The 22,491-nt window shown below is 46.0% G+C and carries 22 protein-coding genes, 1 tRNA gene, 1 rRNA gene and 1 pseudogene; 17 read left to right on the forward strand and 8 right to left on the reverse strand.

Annotated features, from left to right (window positions below):
- The 13 genes from rrf to B9Y93_RS22910 all read left to right on the forward strand — a co-directional run.
- Positions 1-95: ribosomal RNA gene (gene rrf / locus B9Y93_RS22850) — 5S ribosomal RNA — on the forward strand; the annotation flags it as partial.
- Between the two features lie 482 nt (positions 96-577).
- Positions 578-2,041: an IMP dehydrogenase gene (gene guaB, locus B9Y93_RS22855; RefSeq protein WP_085498634.1), complete on the forward strand. Its 1,464-nt coding sequence runs from the start codon at positions 578-580 to the stop codon at positions 2,039-2,041.
- 135 nt (positions 2,042-2,176) lie between these two features.
- The gene (locus B9Y93_RS22860) at positions 2,177-3,589 is read left to right on the forward strand and encodes a D-alanyl-D-alanine carboxypeptidase family protein (protein WP_085498635.1); all 1,413 of its coding nucleotides are present in this window, start codon (positions 2,177-2,179) and stop codon (positions 3,587-3,589) included.
- Positions 3,590-3,703: 114 nt separating this feature from the next.
- Positions 3,704-4,585: a pyridoxal 5'-phosphate synthase lyase subunit PdxS gene (gene pdxS, locus B9Y93_RS22865; RefSeq protein ID WP_085498636.1), complete on the forward strand. Its 882-nt coding sequence runs from the start codon at positions 3,704-3,706 to the stop codon at positions 4,583-4,585.
- A 37-nt stretch (positions 4,586-4,622) separates the two neighbouring features.
- Positions 4,623-5,219, forward strand: a complete 597-nt coding sequence (pdxT, locus tag B9Y93_RS22870) for a pyridoxal 5'-phosphate synthase glutaminase subunit PdxT (protein ID WP_085498637.1) — start codon at positions 4,623-4,625, stop codon at positions 5,217-5,219.
- A 321-nt stretch (positions 5,220-5,540) separates the two neighbouring features.
- Positions 5,541-6,821 (forward strand): serine--tRNA ligase, encoded by a 1,281-nt coding sequence (serS, locus tag B9Y93_RS22875; RefSeq protein WP_085498639.1) that lies wholly within the window; start codon positions 5,541-5,543, stop codon positions 6,819-6,821.
- A gap of 77 nt (positions 6,822-6,898) precedes the next feature.
- A tRNA-Ser gene (locus tag B9Y93_RS22880) sits at positions 6,899-6,987 on the forward strand.
- Positions 6,988-7,103: 116 nt separating this feature from the next.
- Entirely contained in the window at positions 7,104-7,448 is a 345-nt protein-coding gene (locus B9Y93_RS22885; protein ID WP_085498641.1) for a hypothetical protein, read from the forward strand.
- A 23-nt stretch (positions 7,449-7,471) separates the two neighbouring features.
- Positions 7,472-7,639, forward strand: a complete 168-nt coding sequence (locus tag B9Y93_RS24730; RefSeq protein ID WP_170936664.1) for a hypothetical protein — start codon at positions 7,472-7,474, stop codon at positions 7,637-7,639.
- 30 nt (positions 7,640-7,669) lie between these two features.
- Positions 7,670-7,828 (forward strand): small acid-soluble spore protein P, encoded by a 159-nt coding sequence (locus tag B9Y93_RS22890; RefSeq protein ID WP_085498643.1) that lies wholly within the window; start codon positions 7,670-7,672, stop codon positions 7,826-7,828.
- A 249-nt stretch (positions 7,829-8,077) separates the two neighbouring features.
- The gene (locus tag B9Y93_RS22895; RefSeq protein WP_370739041.1) at positions 8,078-8,923 is read left to right on the forward strand and encodes a YitT family protein; all 846 of its coding nucleotides are present in this window, start codon (positions 8,078-8,080) and stop codon (positions 8,921-8,923) included.
- Positions 8,924-9,263: 340 nt separating this feature from the next.
- The gene (locus B9Y93_RS22905; RefSeq protein WP_085498648.1) at positions 9,264-10,361 is read left to right on the forward strand and encodes a hypothetical protein; all 1,098 of its coding nucleotides are present in this window, start codon (positions 9,264-9,266) and stop codon (positions 10,359-10,361) included.
- A gap of 253 nt (positions 10,362-10,614) precedes the next feature.
- A complete protein-coding gene (locus B9Y93_RS22910) occupies positions 10,615-10,791 on the forward strand; it encodes an aspartyl-phosphate phosphatase Spo0E family protein (protein ID WP_139829215.1) in 177 nt (58 codons plus the stop codon).
- Between the two features lie 19 nt (positions 10,792-10,810).
- Here B9Y93_RS22910 and tadA read toward each other — a convergent pair whose 3' ends face one another.
- Positions 10,811-11,299, reverse strand: coding sequence for a tRNA adenosine(34) deaminase TadA (gene tadA, locus B9Y93_RS22915; protein WP_085498652.1), 489 nt, complete (start codon positions 11,297-11,299; stop codon positions 10,811-10,813).
- 379 nt (positions 11,300-11,678) lie between these two features.
- Here tadA and B9Y93_RS22920 point away from each other — a divergent pair, with 379 nt between their 5' ends.
- The gene (locus B9Y93_RS22920) at positions 11,679-14,003 is read left to right on the forward strand and encodes an ATP-binding protein (protein WP_085498653.1); all 2,325 of its coding nucleotides are present in this window, start codon (positions 11,679-11,681) and stop codon (positions 14,001-14,003) included.
- A gap of 99 nt (positions 14,004-14,102) precedes the next feature.
- On the opposite strand, the gene B9Y93_RS22925 is transcribed toward B9Y93_RS22920, so the two are convergent.
- Together B9Y93_RS22925 and motA are read right to left on the reverse strand one after the other, a co-directional pair.
- Complete coding sequence (locus B9Y93_RS22925) at positions 14,103-14,936, reverse strand: flagellar motor protein MotB (protein WP_085498655.1); 834 nt, start codon at positions 14,934-14,936, stop codon at positions 14,103-14,105.
- Complete coding sequence (gene motA / locus B9Y93_RS22930; RefSeq protein ID WP_085498657.1) at positions 14,929-15,720, reverse strand: flagellar motor stator protein MotA; 792 nt, start codon at positions 15,718-15,720, stop codon at positions 14,929-14,931. The genes B9Y93_RS22925 and motA overlap by 8 nt, the downstream gene beginning before the upstream one ends.
- A gap of 236 nt (positions 15,721-15,956) precedes the next feature.
- On the opposite strand from motA, the gene B9Y93_RS22935 reads away from it, so the two are divergent.
- Positions 15,957-16,262, forward strand: coding sequence for a hypothetical protein (locus B9Y93_RS22935; RefSeq protein ID WP_085498658.1), 306 nt, complete (start codon positions 15,957-15,959; stop codon positions 16,260-16,262).
- Between the two features lie 74 nt (positions 16,263-16,336).
- Here B9Y93_RS22935 and B9Y93_RS22940 read toward each other — a convergent pair whose 3' ends face one another.
- Complete coding sequence (locus B9Y93_RS22940; protein WP_085498660.1) at positions 16,337-16,873, reverse strand: GNAT family N-acetyltransferase; 537 nt, start codon at positions 16,871-16,873, stop codon at positions 16,337-16,339.
- A 388-nt stretch (positions 16,874-17,261) separates the two neighbouring features.
- Between B9Y93_RS22940 and B9Y93_RS22945 the strand changes: the two genes are divergently transcribed.
- A complete protein-coding gene (locus B9Y93_RS22945) occupies positions 17,262-18,170 on the forward strand; it encodes a sulfurtransferase (protein WP_425320365.1) in 909 nt (302 codons plus the stop codon).
- A 281-nt stretch (positions 18,171-18,451) separates the two neighbouring features.
- Positions 18,452-19,348 carry an AraC family transcriptional regulator gene (locus tag B9Y93_RS22950; protein WP_085498661.1) on the forward strand — a complete coding sequence of 299 codons (897 nt, stop codon included), beginning with the start codon at positions 18,452-18,454 and terminating at the stop codon, positions 19,346-19,348.
- 243 nt (positions 19,349-19,591) lie between these two features.
- Here B9Y93_RS22950 and B9Y93_RS22955 read toward each other — a convergent pair whose 3' ends face one another.
- From B9Y93_RS22955 to B9Y93_RS22970, 4 genes and pseudogenes are all read right to left on the reverse strand, one after another.
- Positions 19,592-20,272, reverse strand: coding sequence for a hypothetical protein (locus B9Y93_RS22955; RefSeq protein WP_085498663.1), 681 nt, complete (start codon positions 20,270-20,272; stop codon positions 19,592-19,594).
- Between the two features lie 217 nt (positions 20,273-20,489).
- Positions 20,490-21,170, reverse strand: a complete 681-nt coding sequence (locus B9Y93_RS22960) for a hypothetical protein (RefSeq protein WP_085498665.1) — start codon at positions 21,168-21,170, stop codon at positions 20,490-20,492.
- Between the two features lie 20 nt (positions 21,171-21,190).
- Positions 21,191-21,331: pseudogene (locus tag B9Y93_RS25280) on the reverse strand (matrixin family metalloprotease); the annotation flags it as partial.
- A 239-nt stretch (positions 21,332-21,570) separates the two neighbouring features.
- Positions 21,571-22,476, reverse strand: a complete 906-nt coding sequence (locus tag B9Y93_RS22970) for a phosphotransferase (protein WP_085498668.1) — start codon at positions 22,474-22,476, stop codon at positions 21,571-21,573.
- Positions 22,477-22,491 lie beyond the last annotated feature (15 nt).

Here is a 22,491-nt window from a genome sequence, read left to right on the forward strand (position 1 = left end):
TTCCACGCGTACCCATCTCGAACACGACCGTTAAGCCTTTCAGCGCCGATGGTACTTGGACCGCAGGGTCCTGGGAGAGTAGGACGTTGCCAAGCAAGAATTGCCCACTGACAACAGTCAGTGGGTTTTTCTTTATACCTCCATATGTCTCGCTTATTTTTGCTGCTGTGCTGAACTCATTGAATCTTTATTTTAAGTACCAGAATGCGGGCGATCTTATTCAAATTGGTGAAGTGTATGGTTATATACGATGGTTTAGTTCGTATCTTGAAACTGCTTAGTTATGAAGGGGATAACAATCAAGGAATCTTCATATCCTTATGGAGATGGTAGGACCCCAATATTGAATAAATGATGCATAACTATTCATGGATGAGATGAAGCTCCGCTGCGCATGGTATGAATGTGCAGAATGGCTCACTTTTCCCTTAAGGACAGCCTTGACACGCTTCATAGGCTTTGCTAAAATCGGCATAATATCATTCAGGGCTCAATAGACAAATCGCTTATTTTGTATTTGCTCACTAGACAGATATAACGAAATTTAAGAATGGATAAGTAAAGGGAGGAACTTCTTGTGTGGGAGTCTAAGTTCGCTAAAGAGGGTTTAACATTTGACGATGTATTGTTAGTACCTCGCAAATCCAGTGTATTGCCGCGTGAAACGGATGTTTCGACGCAATTAAGCAAAAATGTAAAGCTTAATATTCCAATCATTAGTGCAGGTATGGATACCGTCACAGAAGCACCTTTGGCGATCGCGATTGCGCGTGAAGGCGGCGTAGGTATTATTCATAAAAATATGCCGATCGAACAGCAGGCAGAGGAAGTCGATCGTGTTAAGCGCTCCGAGAGCGGCGTTATCACGAATCCATTCTCCTTGTCACCTGAGCACAGCGTTGCTGAAGCGGACAAGCTGATGGGCAAATTCCGTATTTCCGGTGTTCCTATCGTTGATGAGGATCAAAAGCTGGTAGGGATTCTGACGAACCGCGACCTTCGCTTCGTCCATGACTTCAGCATCCAGATCAAGGAAGTTATGACACACGAGAATTTGGTTACAGCAGCTGTGGGAACAACGCTTGCTGAAGCTGAAGTTATTCTTCAACAGCATAAGATTGAGAAGCTTCCTCTCGTAGATGACGATAATACATTAAAAGGTCTTATTACTATTAAAGATATAGAAAAAGCGATTCAATATCCTAACGCCGCCAAAGATGCGCAGGGACGCTTGCTGTGCGGTGCTGCAGTTGGTATCTCTAAGGATACAGCAGATCGCGTAGCTGCCCTTGTGGAAGCTGGAGTAGACCTCATCGTCGTTGACTCCGCTCATGGTCACCATATCAACATTATTAATGCGGTGCGCGAGATTCGCAATAACTATCCAGAGTTGACGATTATCGCGGGTAACGTAGCTACTGGGGAGGCAACTCGTGACCTAATCGAAGCTGGCGCTTCGATCATTAAGGTTGGTATTGGTCCAGGTTCTATTTGTACGACACGTGTTATTGCGGGTATCGGTGTTCCACAAATCACGGCGGTATACGATTGTGCTACAGCAGCACGTGAATACGGCATTCCGGTTATTGCAGATGGCGGCATCAAGTACTCTGGCGACATTACAAAGGCTATTGCAGCTGGCGCAAGTGCGGTTATGCTCGGCAGCTTGCTTGCAGGTACGGAAGAGAGCCCTGGAGACTCTGAGATCTACCAAGGCCGTCGCTACAAAGTGTACCGCGGAATGGGTTCCCTTGGCGCTATGAAGCATGGTTCCAAAGATCGTTACTTCCAAGAGAGCAGCAACGAGAAGAAGCTTGTTCCAGAAGGCATTGAAGGCCGTGTTGCTTATAAAGGACCATTGGCGGATACGATTCATCAATTGCTTGGCGGTTTGAAAGCAGGCATGGGCTATTGCGGCACTTCCAACTTGAACCAGCTCCAAAACGATACACACTTTGTGAAAATCTCTGGTGCAGGCTTGCGTGAAAGCCATCCGCATGATGTACAGATTACGAAGGAAGCACCAAACTATTCCTTGTAAGAAGAATTGGCGTACATCAAATTACCATATTTTCGACAGTAAAAGACAAGGATTGTATCCTTGTCTTTTTTTTGTCTGCTGGGCTATGTTAGAATAACTTCATGTGGTTTATTAGATGGGAGAGGAGTTGACGAGGTGTTTAAACACAGCGATACAACTAGAAAGACGAACAAACGTAAATGGAAGCGCGCGGTTGCCTTTGTAACTGCGGTTCAAATATTATCTTTTGCATTACTTCCAACGGCGGGAATGGTGGCAGCCTTGGGAGATCAAGTTCTTGTCGCGCAAGGGGAAAAGGCGACGGAGAATAAGCCGGCACCAGGTCAGAATGCTGCCGGACCGACCAAAGAGTCCTTAGGGCTTAATGTCAAATCGGCGATTCTGATGGAAGCAAGCACAGGGCAAATTGTTTTCAACTATAATGCTGACAATGCGCTTCCTCCAGCAAGTATGACAAAGATGATGTCCGAGTACATCGTGATGGAGAAAGTAAAGAGCGGTGAGATTACTTGGGAAACAGAGGTTACCGCGAGCGAGAACGCGTCTTTGACAGGGGGCTCTCGTATTTTCTTGGCTCAAGGAGACAAGCATACCGTCAAGGATCTGTATATTGCGATGGCGATCGGCTCAGCCAATGATGCGACCGTGGCGCTTGCAGAGCAAATTGCAGGCTCAGAGCAGGAATTTGTGAAGATCATGAATGACACAGCCAAGAAGCTTGGCATGGAGACTGCTCACTTTATTAATTCTACAGGCTTGGGACGCGATGATATGCCGGACAAGTTCAAGCCGCAATCCAAGGAAGAGACCGTTATGTCGGCAACAGACGTTGCAAAGCTGGTCCGTGCTATTGTGGTTGATCATCCTGAGTTCAACCAATTTACTACAATTCAAAATTATAAATTCCGTGAGCGCGATCAATCCCCTATCGTCAACCTGAACTGGATGCTAGAAGCGAATAAGGATGTGCCAAGCTTCAAGCGCTATGCTTATCAAGGCCTTGATGGCATGAAGACAGGCTTTACGGATGAAGCGATGTACTGCTTCGCAGGAACGGCAATGCGTGATAACATGCGCCTGATCTCCGTTGTAATGGGCACAGAATCCACAGGCGCGCGTTTTACCGAGACGGCTAAGCTGCTGGACTATGGATTTGGCAATGTAGAAGTCAAGCAAGCGGTCGCCTCTAAGCAGGCCGTTCAAGGGCATGAGACTGCTCCGATCAAGAAAGGGGTAGATACTGAGATTGCTGCAGTTACTGAAAGCAATGTCAGCTTCGTTACAGACAAGGGAACGAACTTTGATGATTCCAATCTGACGAAGGAAGTAAAGCTTATCCCAGAGGACGAGCTTGTGGCTCCAATCAAGAGCGGACAGAAGGTCGGTACGGTTACGTATACGTACAAGGCTAAAGGCGGCGAACAAAAGCAAACCGTCAATCTTGTTGCGGCTGAAGATATGGAAAAGGGCTCATGGTGGAGACTCTTCTTCCGCGCAATCAAATATTTCTTCGTGGATTTGTTTAAATCCATTGGAGATTTGTTCTAAAACGCACAATTCCGACAAAAGCAGTTGTGTATATGACATGCTTCATGTACAATTAGGGCGAAATCTTAGGCTAACCTGATCAATCAGGAATGTGATGGTAGGAGGCAGGCAAGAATGGAAACAGGAACTTCTCGTGTAAAACGTGGTATGGCAGAAATGCAAAAGGGCGGCGTCATCATGGACGTCATGAATGCAGAGCAAGCGAAGATTGCTGAAGCAGCAGGTGCGACAGCAGTTATGGCGCTTGAGCGCGTACCTTCTGATATTCGTGCAGCTGGCGGCGTAGCTCGTATGGCTGATCCGACGATCGTAGAAGAAGTAATGAAGGTTGTCAGCATCCCCGTAATGGCTAAAGCTCGTATCGGCCATTATGTTGAAGCAAAGGTATTGGAATCCCTTGGCGTAGACTACATTGATGAATCGGAAGTACTTACACCTGCGGATGAGGTGTACCATATTGACAAGAATGAGTTCACAATCCCATTCGTTTGCGGCGCCAAAGACCTTGGCGAAGCCCTCCGTCGTATTGGCGAAGGTGCGGCAATGCTTCGTACTAAGGGTGAGCCTGGAACAGGCAACATTGTGGAAGCGGTTCGTCATATGCGTCTTATTAACAGCCAAATTCGCAAAGTACAGAACTTGTCTAAAGATGAGCTCTATGCTGAAGCAAAGAATCTTGGCGTATCCTACGATATCCTCATCGGTGTGCATGAGACAGGCAAGCTTCCGGTTGTTAACTTTGCAGCTGGCGGTATCGCTACTCCTGCAGACGCTGCCTTGATGATGCATTTGGGCGCTGACGGCGTCTTTGTTGGTTCTGGTATCTTTAAGTCGGACAGCCCTGAAAAGTTCGCTAGAGCGATTGTAGAAGCAACGACACACTATACAGATTACACGCTCATTGCACAAATATCGAAGAACCTCGGTACGCCAATGAAGGGTATCGATATTGCGAAGCTCGATCCATCCGAGCGCATGCAGGATCGCGGCTGGTAATCTATCGCGATTGTGCCAGAAAGAAGGGTAATAAGCAATGAAGATAGGTGTATTAGCGCTGCAGGGAGCTGTAGCAGAGCATATTCGAAGCCTTGAGTCTGCTGGAGCGGAGGCTGTGGCCATTAAGTGGCCTGAACAGCTTCATGATCTGGATGGCCTCGTTATTCCAGGTGGAGAGAGCACAACTATTGGCAAGCTGATGCGCAAGTATCAATTTGTCGAGCCCATCCAAATGTTTGCGAAGCAAGGCAAACCTTTGTTTGGCACTTGTGCAGGCCTGATTATTTTGGCGAAGCACATCTTAGGCAACCAAGGACAGGAGGAGCCGCATCTTGGTCTTATGGACATTGAGGTGCGCCGCAATGCATTTGGCAGACAACGCGAGAGCTTTGAGGCAAGCCTGGCTGTCAAAGGAATTGATGAGCCTGTCACTGCGGTGTTTATACGTGCTCCATTAATTGAGGCCGTACATGGCGATGTAGAGGTGCTTAGCACGGTGAACGACGAGATCGTGCTGGCTCGTCAGGGTCATCTCCTAGCGTGTTCCTTCCATCCTGAGCTGACGGAAGATAAGCGCCTTCATCAATATTTTATCGAGATGGTAGAAGAGTCGAAAAAGCGTTTGTCGGTATAGTCGACTGACAAGGCTTTAACGGCGCAAGCGCAAGCTTATTTAGTTTGCAGCGTATCGCTTGGACTCTGCCTAATGAACTGGCAAAAAACACCTTGACCTTGTTTCCCTTTTTAGGGTAGGGTTAAGGTGTTTTTATTTGACACACACTTTATAATAAGAAGATATGAGTGTTGGGCGAGACAAGCCCTTTTTGTTACCATAATCGAATGTCTAAGGCCTAACATGGACAATGCTTCGATTTGGCGATAAAACCTACCTCTAATCGTGGGCAATGATATTTGAATGGCCGCGAAAGAAGTTTTTTCATAGGAGGGAATCCCTTTGTTAGATGTCAAATATTTGCGCACAGACTATGCGCGTGTGGAGCAAGCGTTGAAGAATCGCGGTAAATCTCCGGAGTTGATTGCTGAGTTCCCTGAACTCGATGCGAAGCGTCGTGAGATGCTTCAGGAGACTGAACAGCTGAAGAACCGCCGCAATACAGTGTCGCAAGAAGTGGCGAAGCTGAAAAAGGCTGGCGAGCCTGCAGATGATGTTATCGCTGAGATGAGACAAGTTGGCGATCGCATCAAGGAGCTAGATGAGCAGATTCGTGAAGTGGAACAGTCCATTAATGAATTGATGCTGTCCATTCCGAACATGCCGAGTGATTCTGTTCCAGTGGGACTATCCGAAGAGGAGAATGTCGAGCTTCGGAAGTGGAATGAACCGACAACATTTTCGTTTGATCCGAAGGCGCACTGGGATCTTGCCGCGGATTTGAACATGCTCGATTTCGAGCGTGCAGCCAAGGTAACGGGATCCAGATTTGTATTCTATAAAAATGCAGGAGCTCGTTTGGAGCGTGCATTGATTAATTTCATGCTGGATGTACATACGAATGAGCATGGCTATGAAGAAATGATGCCGCCATACATCGTCAATCAGGACAGCTTGTACGGCACAGGCCAGCTTCCGAAGTTTGAAGAGGATCTCTTTAAGCTCAAGGATACAGAATATTATCTGATTCCTACTGCTGAGGTTCCGATCACCAACTATCACCGCGATGAGATCTTGAATGGAGAGGAGCTCCCTCGCTATTATGCGGCATTCAGTGCATGCTTCCGTTCTGAAGCAGGTGCAGCAGGCCGTGATACACGCGGGTTGATTCGCCAGCACCAATTCAACAAGGTTGAGCTTGTGAAGATGGTTCGTCCTGAGGACTCCTACAATGAGCTTGAATCGCTTACGGCGCAAGCAGAGCGCATTCTGCAGCTTCTGAAGCTGCCATATCGCGTGATGTCCTTATGCTCGGGCGATATTGGATTTAGCTCTGCCAAGACGTATGATCTTGAAGTATGGCTGCCAAGCAGCGGCACCTATCGTGAGATTTCCTCCTGCTCCAACTTCGAGGACTTCCAGGCTCGCCGTGCCAATATTCGCTTCCGCCGCGATACGAAGTCGAAGCCTGAATTCGTGCATACCCTGAACGGTTCTGGCCTGGCTGTGGGCCGTACAGTTGCTGCGATTCTTGAGAATTATCAGCAAGAAGACGGCTCTATCGTGGTTCCAGAAGCGCTTCGCCCGTATATGGGCGGACTTGAGATTATCACCAAAAAATGATGCAGTAAACGACTTGCTATGAAAGTAACTGCGTGCTATAATATTGATTGTTCGACTCGTTCTTACAATCAATATATGGAGAGGTACCGAAGTGGTCATAACGGGGCGGTCTTGAAAACCGTTAGGGTGCAAGCCCACATGGGTTCGAATCCCATCCTCTCCGCCATACTTAAACCATTCAGCCACACTGTTCATAACAGTGTGGTTTTTTGCTGCATTTCGAGGTATAAAAGGCTTGCTACGTCCACACACTGTAACTGTGACCAATGGAGGTGTTTGCAGATGCATAGTGAGTTTGAACGATCAATTGAACAGACACAACTGGTGGCGGCTTGGCAGCAGACCTTGCCTACTACACTGGATCCAAGTGACCGAGCAACGGTGATGGCGGATGAGGCTATTCCCCAAGGCCTTCGCATTCATATTGATGCAGCTGGTCATCAAGCGTACTCGTTCGACTTCGAATGTGCTTATGTCGATCATCATGAGGTGCAAGTCAAGCTTGTTGATGTTGAGAAGGACGGCCGCCACATCGATGAGCGTACAGAAGTAATCCAAGAGCTAACGCAGAATTATATTCGCCATATCCACGAGTGTGCGCAAGCACTTCAGAACTTAACCCATTAATGCTAAGCGAGAGGAGCATCAAGATGACACGTGCAAAAGGAAATGTAGACAAAAATCTTAGCAACGTAGCAGCTGATCTTGAAGAAGCACCAGTGAACAGCCACCATGCTCAGCAGCTTCAGCAGGATCATAATGACCGCAGACATCAAGATGCGCTGAATCATGATCATCCTGCATCAGACAAGGTATAGCGTTGTTAAAGACCTGAAAGGAGGCCTATGATGAGCAAGCCAAGAGCTGTACCCGTTCCAGAAGCTGAGGCCAATGGTCAACAGCATCATGCAGGCAACGATCGTGGTGCTGCTGTGCAGGAGCCGCTGTCTGGCTCTAAGAAAGTAAAGAATCGCAATCATGTCGACCATAATAACCCTCAAGGTTAAGCCCATCTTAACTTGAATGCAACCTCGATGCATAACAGCAAGAAGCACACGATGCCTCTCGCTTATGCTCGGGGTTCTTTGTGCGCTGCGCCGTAATCATGCATACAGGGCAAGAATCCAGTATAATAAGTACATATGGATTATTTAGTGAAGGACGAGGTGATTACGGTGTCAGAACATTCAGGCGCAGCAGCACAGGTAGAACAGACGCCAATCATGACCGGTGCGAAAGTCATCAAGCACAAAGGCATGCACTGGACGGATATCATTCGAAGGGTCATTTTTATCTCGATCGGTGCAATGTTAATGGCGGTTGGCCTTGAGCTATTTTTAGTACCCAACCAGATGACGGACGGAGGCATAGCTGGGATCTCCATTATTTTATCTCATCTTACAGGCATTCCTCTTGGAGTCTTTCTTCTTGTACTTAATCTACCCTTTCTTATCATTGGGTATAAGCAGATCGGCAAGACGTTTGCATTATCCACGCTCCTAGGCATTGTGGTCATGTCAGTCGGAACCATAATGCTCCATCCGGTTGAGCCATTTGTGACAAACAGCTTTTTGGCCGTAGTCTATGGCGGCGTCATCCTTGGGATTGGGGTAGGGATTGTGATTCGCTTCGGGGGCTCCTTGGATGGGACAGAGATCGTCGCTATTCTTTTTAATAAAAAGACGCCGTTTTCTGTTGGTGAGATTGTCATGTTCTTCAACCTGTTTATCATGCTGGTAGCAGGCTTTGTATTCACTTTTGAAAAAGCGATGTACAGTTTAATTGCCTATTATATCGCCTTTAAGATGATTGATATTACGATAGAGGGGTTAAATGACTCCAAATCGGTCTGGATTATTAGCGATAATCATAAAGATATCGGGGATGCACTGTTAAGCCGCCTTGGACGTGGAGTTACGTATATGAGCGGTGAGGGTGGCTTCTCGGGTGATGAGAAGAAAGTGATCTTTACGATTATTACGCGGCTAGAGGAAGCGAAGCTCAAGTCTATTGTGGAAGAGCATGACCCGCAAGCTTTCCTTGCTATCGGTAATATCCATGATGTTAAGGGCGGACGATTCAAGAAGAAGAATATTCATTAATCATTCTGATGTGCATATAGTTAGGATTCTACACAAGCTCAAGTCCGACATCGAAATAGTGGTTTTGCAGCATGAATGTAAAGACGATGAGTATTTTCAATGAAGTTACAATTTCTTGTTTTATTAACATTTTAATCATTCTATAAGCATTTATAGCAGCATTCGACAAAAATCCTTGATTTGTGTCGAATATTATGGGTACAAATAGGAACAATGTTGTGAATTTTCTTTTCATTTTCATGACATATACCCAGATGAACTATTTTCAAATGCAGGAAATTGGGTTAGACTTTATAGGTATGTTTGTTTAAATAGAAAATACTGGTTAGGGGAGTGTAACATGCGTAAGAAGTGGTTAACGGGTTCTTTAGCAGTCTTGCTGGCATTTGTCCTTGTATTGACAGGTTGCGGCGCTAAAGAGACTCCTAAGAATGCGCTGGAAGGTGCATTTATCAAGTCGACTGAAATGAAATCATATGCTTTCAAATCATCTATTACAGTGAATGACCTGCAAATGGACGGAGCGGATCTTGGTGATCCTAGCGTTGCCATGGTTATCAATATGCTTAAAAATGCAGAGCTTACAATCGATGGCGTAGCACAGCTTGATCCAATGCAAGTTGAAGCTACATTGAATGTGGCTCTTAAGGGAGATATGGCGTTCAGCTTCTCCTTGCCAATGGTGATTACACCAGATAAGATGTACTACAAAATTCCGAACATCCCTATGCTCGGGCTTCCAGCAGATATTGTTGACAAGTACCTTGTCTTGGATATGAAAGAGCTAGCTGAGCAAGCAGGCGAGCCTATCCCAACCGTTGATGTTGTGAAGACTCAGAAGTTCAGCAATGAGTTCCTAAAAGAAGTAATGGGCAAATTCGACGAGAAGACATACTTCTCTGAGATTGCGGTGAAGGATGCGAACCTTCCTGAAGGCGTTGAAGCGAAGCAAGTGGTTAAAGTGGCGATTACGAAGGATAACTTCGATCAAGCTGTAACGACGATCGTCAAAGATGCGCTTCCAGCTCTTATCGATCTTATGTCCAAGGATGAGTACAAAGAGTTGTTCCAAATCGACCAAGCAGATCTTGATCAGCTGAAGTCCGAAATGACGGCAACTGACAGCGAGCTTAAAGAAGGCCTTGAGGAAATCAAGAAGTCCCTTACGGTTAATGAGCTTAGCATGACAACTGCCATCAACAAAGACGGCTACCCAGTATATCAAACGATTATCGGGAACGTAGACTTCAAAGATGAGACAGATCAAATGAAGCTTGTGGTTCATGTCAACACAACAACTTCGAATATCAATGAAAAAGCTGAATTCAAGATCGGCATTCCAACAGATACGATTACCATGGAGCAATTGCAGGAGTCTTACTTTGGAGCAATGTATGATCTTAGCGAGTATGACGAAGAGTTAGACGCGATTGAATAGAAAAAATATGTTATAATAACATAACATCAAGACCTGTCATCTAAAGACAGGTCTTTTTTTCTTAACCAAATTAGGTTATCTTTGTAATAAGGAGAATTTCTTTTCCAAGGTTTGTTAGAGGAAATGTTATTTTGTCTCAAAAATTTAAGCGCTTTACAGGGATAACGTATTATCCCAATACAACCGATATATATGATAAGGCTTGAGCATGTGCATGATGGGATTCAACAAATTGAGATGCAAAGGTGATCGTATGACAAGAGAAGGCGCACAACGCATTGATGAACTGCGGGTTAAGCTGTATGAAGCAGCTCTAAGCAGCAGTAAGTTGACAGATCCGCATGTATTGCGAATCAGTGAAGAAACCGATCGGGCTATTGTGGATTTTTTGCTTAAGCAGCAAGCAAATAAAAAAGCAGCCTGTGAATAACAGCCTGCTGAAGTGGGTCTTAAGATTTGTTTCGAAGACGCCTGAAAAAGGATGTGAGCAGTTCTGCACATTCTTCTTGCAGTACACCTTCCACGACATCTGCTCGATGATTGAAGCGAGGCTCCTGAAGAAGATTCATGAGGGTGCCCCCACAGCCTGCCTTGGGGTCTCTTGTCCCGTATACCACACGCGGTACTCTAGATTGGACAAGGGCCCCAGCGCACATGGGACATGGCTCTAGTGTTACGTACAGCGTGCAATCCAGAAGTCTCCACGCTTGAAGTTGACCGCTTGCTTCACGAATAGCGATCATTTCCGCATGCGCAGTGGAATCTAGCGTGCTTTCTCTTAGATTGTAGCCCCGGCCAACAATTTCATGCCCCCTAACGATAATGGCTCCAATCGGGACCTCACCGATCGCTTCCGCTTTTTTAGCCTCCGCTATCGCTAGACGCATCCAATCTTCATCTGTATATGTCAGTCGTTCATCTTCTTGATTGTTCAACATATGTTGTGCTTTTCTCCTTAATAGTGAGTTTGTACGTACGGGGTTTGGAGAAGATGGCTGTGGAATAACGCCTTGTTTATTCTCCGAACAAATATTCGTTGTTAACATGTTGTGCACAAAATTGTGGATAACTTTATTTTTGTGCACATCTTTATACACATTTTATCCATAACTAATCACAATTTGTGCATAACCTGTTTATAACTTCGATATTATTTTAGGGGAATCGCCATTTATTTTCAAGACAAGGACATCAAGCCTTTATAAATATGTACAGCTGGTAATGAATGCATTAGAAAATTTGCTTTCTTATGATATGATCATTAGTGATAAAGTTGGACGGGCGCTGGTGTCCACGACGATATCGGCGAGGTGAATCATGAAACTATCTATTAAGGGCAAGCTGTCATTATCCATATCAATCATCATGTTCGTCGTATTGCTCACTCATATGATCTTCAATTATTATTCCATGCGCACTCGCTTAATGAGCGAGATGGAGGAACGTGCAAAGATCATCTCAGAGCAGGTCTCGATCTCGATGATTCAAGCACAGCGTGCTGAGCAGGCGATTGGAGACCTGCTTGCCGAGCAATTGTACGCAGCATCGGTATACGCGGCGGAGAAGCTGCCTCCGAAGCTGAGTGATATAACTCCCTATGACCTTTACAAAATAACCGGGGAGCTCAATATCTCCGACCTGTCGCTCCTGCAGAGGACGACAGACGGTCAGGACATCGTCATTAGGCAGTCGACAGAACCAAGGGAAATTGGTCTATCCACCAAGGAATGGGGTTATTGGTATACTGCTTTTGAACAGCTGCTGAGCTACAATCGGGTATGGGTCCCCATTGGTCAAAAAATGAAAAATTTCTGGTCGGGTCCTATTGAGATGTCTACTTCCATCCCTTCTCATCGAATGAAATGGGGTTATTATTATGACGGCAAACGTGATTATATTATTAACCCTTATATAAAGGATTCCAAGTTCAAAAATTCCTTTCAAATGACCAATCCGGAGCGAATTATTGAACGGATTCTTCATTCACAGGCAAATGTGCTGGAGATTACGGCCTACCAGCCTGATCGCTTCAACGATGAATCCATGGCAACAGCGAATGAGTCGGAATTCCAGCTTATTGAGGTGCCGGATCGCCCCATCTTATATGGGACGTATCGTTATCGCCATGATCAGGATTCGGAAATGGTCGGGAAGGCCGCCTATGAGGGCATCCCGATCTTTAAGGAATTCAAGTTTAATGACGAGCAGATCATTAAGAGCTATATGCCGCTTCGAGAAGGCAACAATCATTATGTGTTAGGTATTGTGCTGAATGCAGAACCCTTGCAGGCTGCACTGAAGGAACAACTGCTGAACAACATCGGAATCGGCTTTATTCTGCTGGAGATTGTTATTATTGGCAGCTATATTTTCTCTGGGTGGATCATTCGTCCGATCCAGTATATTTTGCAGAAAGTCAGCATGATGGCCATTGGCCAGTTCAATACCAACCTTACAATTACACGTAATGATGAGCTCGGGCTCCTCGCACGGCGCATTAATATGCTGGGTGTGAATCTGCATGAATCGACCGAACGGCTAAGAACGTTATACGAAGAGAACCGTGCAATGAAATATCAATTGGAATCGTTTATTAATCAATCCTCGGATGCGATTCATGTTACCGACCTTGATGGCAAGGTTGAGCGGGTGAACGAGTCCTTCGTACAGCTATTTGGCTGGACGGAGCACGAATTAATTGGCAAGCCGCTGCCGATCTACCCTGAGGCACCATCCGAAGATGGCGAGGGTACCAGCTATGATCGCGAAGAGGCGCTTGTTGGTGTTAAGGAAACCGTACGTGTAACCAAGGATGGACGGCGCATTGAGGTCAGTGTGAGCCGCTCGCCTATCTATAACGAGAGCGGGCAATGTATTGGCTGGGCGGGAATTACGCGTGACATCACACAGCGCAATCGCATGGAAGAGCTGCTGAGACGATCTGAGAAGCTCACAACAGTCGGCCAGCTGGCTGCAGGTGTAGCTCATGAGATTCGCAACCCGCTCACGACAATTAAGGGCTTTGTGCAGCTGCAGGCACACACGCTGAAGGTGAATCCTAAGCATACGACGATGATGCTCTCTGAGCTTGATCGCATCAATCTCATTGTGAGTGAATTCCTGATCTTAGCGAAGCCGCAAGCTGTGCGCTTCCTAGAGAAGGATATCCGTCCTATTCTAGATGAGGTCGTGTCGCTGCTCAACAGCGAGGCGCATTTGCATAATGTGCAGGTAACGACAGCTTATGGAGCTGTGCCGATGATTCTATGTGAAGAGAATCAGATGAAGCAGGTCTTTATCAATCTGATTAAAAATGGGATCGAGGCTATGCCTAGCGGAGGCTCGCTCCAGATCAAGGTGAATGCGGTGAACGAGGATGGAGTTTCGATTACAGTCAAGGATCAGGGGATCGGCATCCCTCAGGAGAATCTGCCGAAGCTTGGAGACCCGTTCTTTACCAATAAGGAGAATGGTACAGGCTTGGGACTCATGGTCTGCCATCGAATTATCGATAGTCATCACGGTAATCTGTTCATCTCAAGCGAGGTTAACGTAGGTACCGAGGTGAAGATTGTGCTGCCAGCAGCACATGTATCTAAGGAGAAGATTGAGCAGGAAAAAGGATATATTTCCATACGTTAACGGCATAGCAGCATGAGAAAAGGGATCGTCCAAGGAAGCAAACGCTTCGCTAGGGTCGATCCCTTTATTCTTGCATGAATATGCTTCAGACAAGAGGTTCTACGGCTTAGGGTTGGCCTTAACCTCGTTCGAATTATTGTTGCTCGTATACTTGCGAATAATCGATACTTCTACCCGGCGATTGGCCGCCTTCCCCTTCTCCGTCTTATTGGAGGCGACAGGGTGATATTCACCCATCCCTACAGCTTGGAACTGCTTAGGATCAAGTCCAGATTGCTTAAGCACGATCTTCATAAAGCTTAAGGCACGAGCGGAGCTTAAGTCCCAGTTGGATTCAAAATTGCTGTTCTTGATGGGTACATTGTCAGTATGTCCCGTAATGACAATCTGATAGCCTTTATATTCCTTAATCATATCGCCAATCGTATAAGCCAACTGCTTGGAGTCCTCTTTAAGCTTAGCGCTCCCTGAAGCAAACAAGGCGCTGTCATGAATCGTAAGCTTCAGCTCCGAATGGTTAAGCTTGGTATTGAGCTGATCGGACAATCCGTTCTGGGCGATGTATTCATTAAGCTGGCCCTGAAGCTCTTCAAGCTGCTCTTGTTCCTTCTCCGCCTGCAGGGCGTAACGATCCTGCTGCTTATCGGCAGCTGAATCGTACTCGAAATCCTTCTCCGCCAGCTTGGATTCTTCACCCGTGGTTGGCTGCAGGGCAGGATGCTCCAGTACACCAGCTCCGCCGCTGCTGCTTTGCGTCTGAAATACCGTTTGGAAGGCGTCGCTCATCGACTTGAACTTCTGGGCATCAACAGATGACATGGCGTACAACACGATGAAAAGAGCGAGCAGCAGCGTTAAGATATCGGCATAAGGAACGAGCCAGGATTCATCCACATGCTCCTCATGGTGCTCTCTCCTCTTCTTGCTACTCATTCTCTACTTCCCCCCTATCATCCAATCGAGTACGTTCCTTCGGTGTAAGGAATACCGCGAGCTTCTGATTAATAGCAACGGTAGATACTCCAGATTGAATGGATAAGAGACCTTCAACCATCATGAGGCGAACTTGAATCTCACTAGCAGACAACCGCTTCAGTTTGTTCGCGATCGGATGCCATAAGACATAACCTGTAAAGATACCTAGGAGTGTTGCAACGAAGGCTGCTGCAATCGCTTGTGCGAGAACGTCCATGTCAGACATTTCTCCGAGTGCCGCAATAAGACCGATAACGGCACCGAGAACCCCTAGTGTGGGTGCATATGTACCGGCTTGAGTAAAAATAAGAGCACCGGCACGATGACGATCTTCAGTAGCATGAATATCTTCCATTAGCACATCGCGGACAAAGTCTTGGTCATTGCCGTCGATGATCATTCGCATGCCGCCGCGTAAGAAATCGTCATCAATCTCCTCGATGCGAGACTCCAAAGCGAGCAATCCCTCGCGACGAGTAATGGATGCCCACTCCATAAATAATTGAATAAGCTGTACGCGATCGACAAGCTTCTGCTGCTTGAAGATCATCTTGAACAGCTTCGGAATCTTAGCAAGCTCCTTCATAGGAAAAGCCATAAACAATGCGGCTATTGTTCCCACAATAATAATCATAAAGGCGGCCGGGTTTATCAGGCTGGTCAGCGGCGCATGCTTTAATACCATCCCAAGTAAGACAGCGCCGATCCCTAGCACTAGGCCAATAACTGTTGATTTCTCCATTCGTTCCATCCACCTCATCCATGAGTATAATGGTGCTTCCCTGCATGTTGAATTGACATCTGCTGACATCAATCCTGCAATTGCGCATTCTGTTCTTATATATCGGCATATTACGGGATTATTTTTAGTTGAAAAGCGTCTTCAGACGAAGCGGGAATAATTGCGTGTTGGTGAATGAACAAGAAATTATGCTACAATACGAATAAAACACGGCATGAAGTTGAGGAGTGAGAACCATGGGAATGCCATTTACGAGACCTTATAAAGATATATTACAGGACTTGGTGGCGGGGTTGATTCAAATTCCGGACTGCTATTCGTTCTTTGAAATGGAAGCGTCGGATTGGGAAGCGATGAGCACGGAAGAGAAGCACGAAGTATTGGAAGCGCTAGCAGATGATTGCTTCTATGGACTTGGCCAGGAGAAAATCCTGTTCGTCGGCAGCGGAAGCCTCCAGCATGATCCGAAGTTCCATCATATTGAGATCATGAAAGAGAATACGGTGATTGCGACCGTACAGCTCCTCGATTCAGAAGCATAGTAGCCTGATAATTACATAAGAGCACCTAAGTAAACACAACAAAGAGCGGTTCTCTCACAATGGAGGACCGCTCTTCATCCATGGCCGTGCTGAGCATGAGGCCTATAGCACATGGCATGAATGGGCTCATAGCGGCCTTCAATACGCCGCTGCAGGGTGCTTGTAACGACAAAGCCGGCTTTCTTGTAAGCCCGAATCGCACGCTTGTTCCAAGTGGCAACATGGAGCTCAAGCTCCTGCCATGGTGCACGGCGGCGAGCTTCGCGAACCACGAGCTCCATAAAGGGAGCGCTCAGTCCTTGTCCTGTGCAATCAGGTCTGATGCCAAGACCGATTCGGAGGCATGCTTCCTTCCACGCATATTGCACAAATCCTATCATGAGGCCGTTGGCATCACAGATGCTCATGAACTGCTCCTTGCGGGTTAGCGCATCGGCAAAGTATTGGCGTCTTGCCTTCAACTTCTCCCAGTGCGGGAGATTATAAGCATCATAAGGCGGTTCATAGCGCCAATGGGTAATGTCAATTGCATCCGCTTCGGACAATCTATGAATTTGAAGGGGAAGAAGAATCGTGATCGGCGAGGTGGTATTTGTATCGATGTGATTCATATCTAAGATCTCTCCTTGATGCAGCTGCTTCGCTTACTCTGATTAAAAAAGTAGAAGGGTTGTCCCCATCGGAGCCATCTTGGGTACGGAGTCCGCACTGTGTCCTAAACGTTATCTGATGTTACTTAACTTCAATAGATGAGATAACGCTGTTCTTTTTCTCATAGCATAGAGTGCTGGGCGTGGATCGTACTATGACCTTTTTTACGAAGTGATCGATTAGGTGTTTGGACATAAGTTGAACAAGTAATCAGATTGTGTATGCAATCCTCGATGAGATGCCATTCTCGAATTTACAAAATTTGTTCTTATATGCTTTTTTATATTTCAATATTTACATATATATTTAGTGGAATCAAACCTTAGATATCGAAAGGGGTACACGAGAATGACAGCACAACGATCATGGATCATGGAAGGCAAGGAATTGGCACAGCGGCTCCAACAGCAAGGAGCAAGTGAGCGCATCGCTATTGCTGATTGCAGATTCTGGCTGAGCGAGCCAAGTCGCGGCAAAAAGGCGTTTGAAGAAGGTCATCTTCCCGGCGCGGTATACTTTGACTTAAATGAGGATTTGTCTTCTCCTGTAGAGGAGCATGGAGGACGCCATCCACTGCCTGATCCCGTTTTCTTTGCAAATAAGCTCAGTGAGGCAGGCATAACGCCGGACAGCACCATCGTGCTCTACGACGAACAAGGCGGTTCTATGGCCAGCCGGATGTGGTGGCTGTTGCAATGGGTAGGGCATAGCGGTAAGGTCTATGTTCTGGATGGTGGCTATGGGGCCTGGAAGCAAGCAGGCTACCCTGTAGAAGAAGGTGATGCGAATCAGCCAACTCTTCGTGATGAATCCGTGGAGGAGAAGCGGGCTCACATAGAGGGTTCTTACCCTGTGAAGCTGCGACCGGAGCTGGTTGTAACGATGAACGAGGTCCGAGATCGGCTGCACGAGCCGAGTGTACGGCTAATAGACTCACGCGAGCTGCCGCGCTATCTGGGCGAGCTGGAGCCGATTGATCCGAAGGCAGGGCATATACCCGGCGCGGTTAATCGCTTCTGGATGATGAGCTTGAATGAAGCGGGACAATGGAAGGCATCTGAGGAACAGAAGCCAGAGTGGGATGCCCTGATTGGCGATGCCAAGGAGATCATCGTATACTGCGGCTCAGGGGTAACCGCCTGCCCGAACGTGCTCTCGCTATGGCAAGCGGGCTATACCCATGCGAAGCTCTATGCCGGCAGCTGGAGTGATTGGGTCAGCTACGAGGAGAATCCGGTGGCAACGGGCGAAGAGTAAAAGCTGAGAGGCTGCGTCGGACGCGGGTTTGGGGGCTGTGACAGGTTGCCGGGCGGTGGGCTGTTGCAGCCCTGTTTGGGCTTCTCGATGTATAGCTTGCAAACAACAGCGCTGCACTCCCATCAAGGCCCTCCGAGTGCCATCCAAGGTTCAAATGTACAACTATATTAATGTTCATTCGGTATGCTCAATACAACCGAGGAAGCAACTTCTTCGTGCACAAATCGTTGCGAAGCGATGTTCTGCTCCGACTATACTTGAACTCGAGAGGAGGGAATAAGATGGAGTGGTTGGAACGGATGAACAGGGCGATAGACTACATTGAGGAGAACCTAACCGGAGATATTGAGCTTAGTGAGGCGGCTCGCATGGCCTGCTGTTCGTCTTACCATTTCCAGCGAATGTTCTCATTCATTACGAACGTGACGCTGTCGGAGTATATTCGGCGGAGACGGCTGACACTTGCTGCGCTGGAGCTGCAGCATAGCGGAGTGGCGAAGGTAATTGATGTCGCGCTTAAGTATGGTTACGACTCTCCTGTCTCGTTCGCGAGGGCGTTCCATGCATTGCATGGGATCACTCCGGCCATGGCTCGTCAAGACGGGATCGCACTCAAAGCCTACCCCCGTCTGTCCTTCCTTATCACGATCAGAGGGGCAGATGCAATGAATTATCGGATTGAGACGAAGGAAAGTTTCGAAGTATTTGGAATTGAAGGAATTTTCCGAACGGACGGAGACGGGGAGGCACCGCAAACGCCAGCCAAGCTTTGGGAGCAGAGTCATGCGAACGGAGACGTGAAGCAGCTTGAAGCACGTGCAGGCGTTTTGCCATCATTCGTGAGCCAGGATCTATACCCTGTCAATGCGGTTTGCAGCTACAGGAAGACAGGACCGGACACGTTTCCTTACATGCTGTGCGCATTCAAGGAAGAAAACAGCAACACGGACGGATACACCACTGTAACGATTCCCGCGTATACGTGGGTGATCTTTCCGTCGGAGCCGCATCAATGGGAGCAGTTCGGAGATACGATCGAAACGCTTTACCGCCGCTTTTACACCGAATGGCTCCCTACGGCTGGCTACGAGCAGGTGGATGGAGTGGAGTTCGAAATGAACGGGACAAAAAATGGTCTAAACTATATCGAACTTTGGTTTGCGGTTCGCAAAATATAAGTGTTTGATAGGATGAATCCATAGGGCTTGTATCATACTATCGTGACTTTCTCGACAGCTGCTTGTCTTTAACGCTTAATCTTGATTGATTTGAGGAGTTTGGGTGGCTGCGGGCAAGGAATAAACAGGCTTTATTTTGATTGCTTCATTATTCAATTTATGAGAGAACAACTGCATTAGTAAGGCTACAATAGGAAAAGGACGAGAATCCAACGGGTATCGTCCTTTTTCCTGTTCCTTTTCTTATTGTTCTGCTGCTTGCTTTTTCACGATTTCTTTTTTGATTTCGTGAAGGATTTGATCTTTGGATAAGCCCGTTATTTTATCGAACTGTGAGATATCTGCACTTTCCAATGTGAAAATGACTTGATCTCCTCTTTTATTTTTTTCAATAGCGGTAGTTTCGGGGTTAAACTTAAGTGTAGCCATATCATTGGCATCAAGCTCAATATGATTTGGCACAACAACGGAGGTGTAAATATCTTTATCTTTTAAATAACCTAACATAATTATATATTTTTTGCTCATGTCAGGCTTAAGGAAGTTTGGCAGTGGCACATCTGCCTCATACAAATGCCCATCAATCGTTTCACTTAGTTTGCGATAGTGAGAGATGAGAACTTGAATTTCATCTTGAGCATGTCCCAGCAGCGTCTCTTCAACTTGAAATGTATAGATGTCTCCCCAGTAACCACTTCCTGCATGATCGTTTCGAACATGACTTTTATAATGTCCTAGGACAATATCACTTGCAAAGCCAACAGACTTCTCAATATCGCCCCCAAGCGCCATATCTTGATAAGAGTTAACATTGTAGGTTTTGGGTTCATATTGATTCTTGCTTTGAAATATGAGCCAACTTGTCACTCCAATAATCAGGACTGCAATCAACCCGAACAGAACGTATTTTCTTGTATTCATCATAAGAGGATGCCTCCCAATCATTCATTGGCTATCTTGCTTTTACAAACTATAGGTTCCGACATTAAAAGGATTGTATGTATTTTATCAGATAAGTTAAATGATATTCTGCTTGGAGATGAATTCCAATCGGACACAGCTCAAGCAAATACCCCGCGAAAAAGGATATATGAAAAGGGCAATCATCCAGTGAGCATCGTCCTTTTTCCTGTTCCTTTTCTTATTGTTCTGCTGCTTGCTTTTTCACGATTTCTTTTTTGATTTCATGAAGGATTTGATCTTTGGATAAGCCCGTTATTTTATCGAACTGTGAGATATCTGCGCTTTCCAATGTGAAAATGACTTGATCTCCTCTTTTATTTTTCTCAATAGCGGTAGTTTCGGGGTTAAACTTAAGTGTAGCTATGTCATTGGCATCCAGTTCTATATGATTCGGTACAACAGCAGGGCTATAATTATTTCTATCTTTTAAGTAAGCCAACATAACAATATATTTTTTGCTCATATCAGGCTTAACGAAATCTGGTAGTGGAACGTCTGCCTCATATAAATGTCCATCAATTGTTTCACTTAGTTTGCGATAGTGAGAGATGAGAACTTGAATTTCATCTTGAGCATGTCCCAGCAGCGTCTCTTCAACTTTAAATGTATAGATGTCTCCCCAATAACCGCTGCCCATATGGTATTCTTCCTCATGTTTTACATAGTGTCCGAAGACAATATCTCTTGCAAAGCCTACAGACTTCTCAATATCGCCTCCAAGCGCCATATCTAGATAAGAGTTAACGTTGTAGGTCTGGGGTTCATATTGATTCTTGCTTTGGTATATGAGCCAACTTGTTACTCCAATAATCAGGACTGCAATCAATCCGAACAGAACGTATTTTCTTGTATTCATCATAAGAGGATGCCTCCCTACTATTAATTTGGATATCTTGCGTTTACACCATTGATATCATCCGTTTGAGGAGTATAAATAGTCTCTCGGTTTCTATTTTGATTCATTAATGCAATAGCAACACTATTTTCTTCGTGCAAACCAAGAGCATGACCTAGTTCATGCCCAGCTACACTTCTTCTTGTTAAAAAATATCCTTACTAATGAGTTTATTTAAAAGAAAGTAAATTACATACATGTTACCACAATTAACCATGTTTAAACGTGCAAACTTTATTAGTATTTTCCGCAACAATTATGTGATGCAAGATGTAATTTACTAAATATACTTGTAAGATTAGAGTTATCATGATTATCAGTTTAAAATTGTTATACAGTTCAGATATAAATTCAAACTGTAATTTCATAAATTCATATTTTGTGCGAGTTGCTCCATATCCTTCATCAAGTCAGGTATCCAATCTTCTGAGCCAGGGATGATCGACGTGCCGCCATCTACCAGCCACGCTAGTGTTTTGATCAGCCAGCATATTCCTCCTATATCTACCTGCCAACCTAATTGTTCCATGGATGTATGTTGACCCAGTTCGTGCTGGTAAGCGGTGATAATCTCCTCTCGCGTTACCTGACTAAGCGCGCTGGCCTCTGTCGTTAAGCAGTATAAATCCCCAAGGTGGGGGCTCAAATAGGCGGATGACCAGTCAATGGGCATTACTCGATTGTCTTGAATGACGAGATTCTTAGCATGATAATCATGATGGACAATGGTGATCGGGATTGTTCTGTATAGTTTGTCTAGTTGATCAGGCAAATGGATACGCAATTGCTTCAGTGTACTGTTTCCCGCTAAATGCTGTGATTGAAGAAGCTTATCCAACAGACTGAGAAATTCGGACGCAGATACGGTGTATGAACGAATAACACTCGTAGGAATGTCATTCAAGTTAAGCGAGGCGGTGGCTCGGATTCTAGCTAACTCGCTTGCTGCTTGCAGAAATTGATTGGCGCTCGGCTGCTGCTCCAGGTTATAGCTCCCGCAATCCTCCATGACCATGAGTGAGCCCTGCTGCTGCTCGACAACATGATAGATGCGAGGTGCATGTATCTGTAAAGGAGTGATGAGCTTCCTGTAAATGTCGGCTTCCCCTGCCATTTCTTGTCCACCCCATTTGAGGATAAGTGTGCTGCCTGATTGGAGTGTTATTCGGTATACCTCTGATAAGGTCCATTTACGCAGAAGTTCGCACTTGGTGACTTCATGAAGGGATGGAATTGAGTCAAGATATTCAACTAGGTGATCTGAAAGCATAATGAATCCCCCTTT

This window comes from Paenibacillus aquistagni, from assembly GCF_900177815.1.
GTDB classification, from domain to species: Bacteria; Bacillota; Bacilli; order Paenibacillales; family Paenibacillaceae; genus Paenibacillus_B; species Paenibacillus_B aquistagni.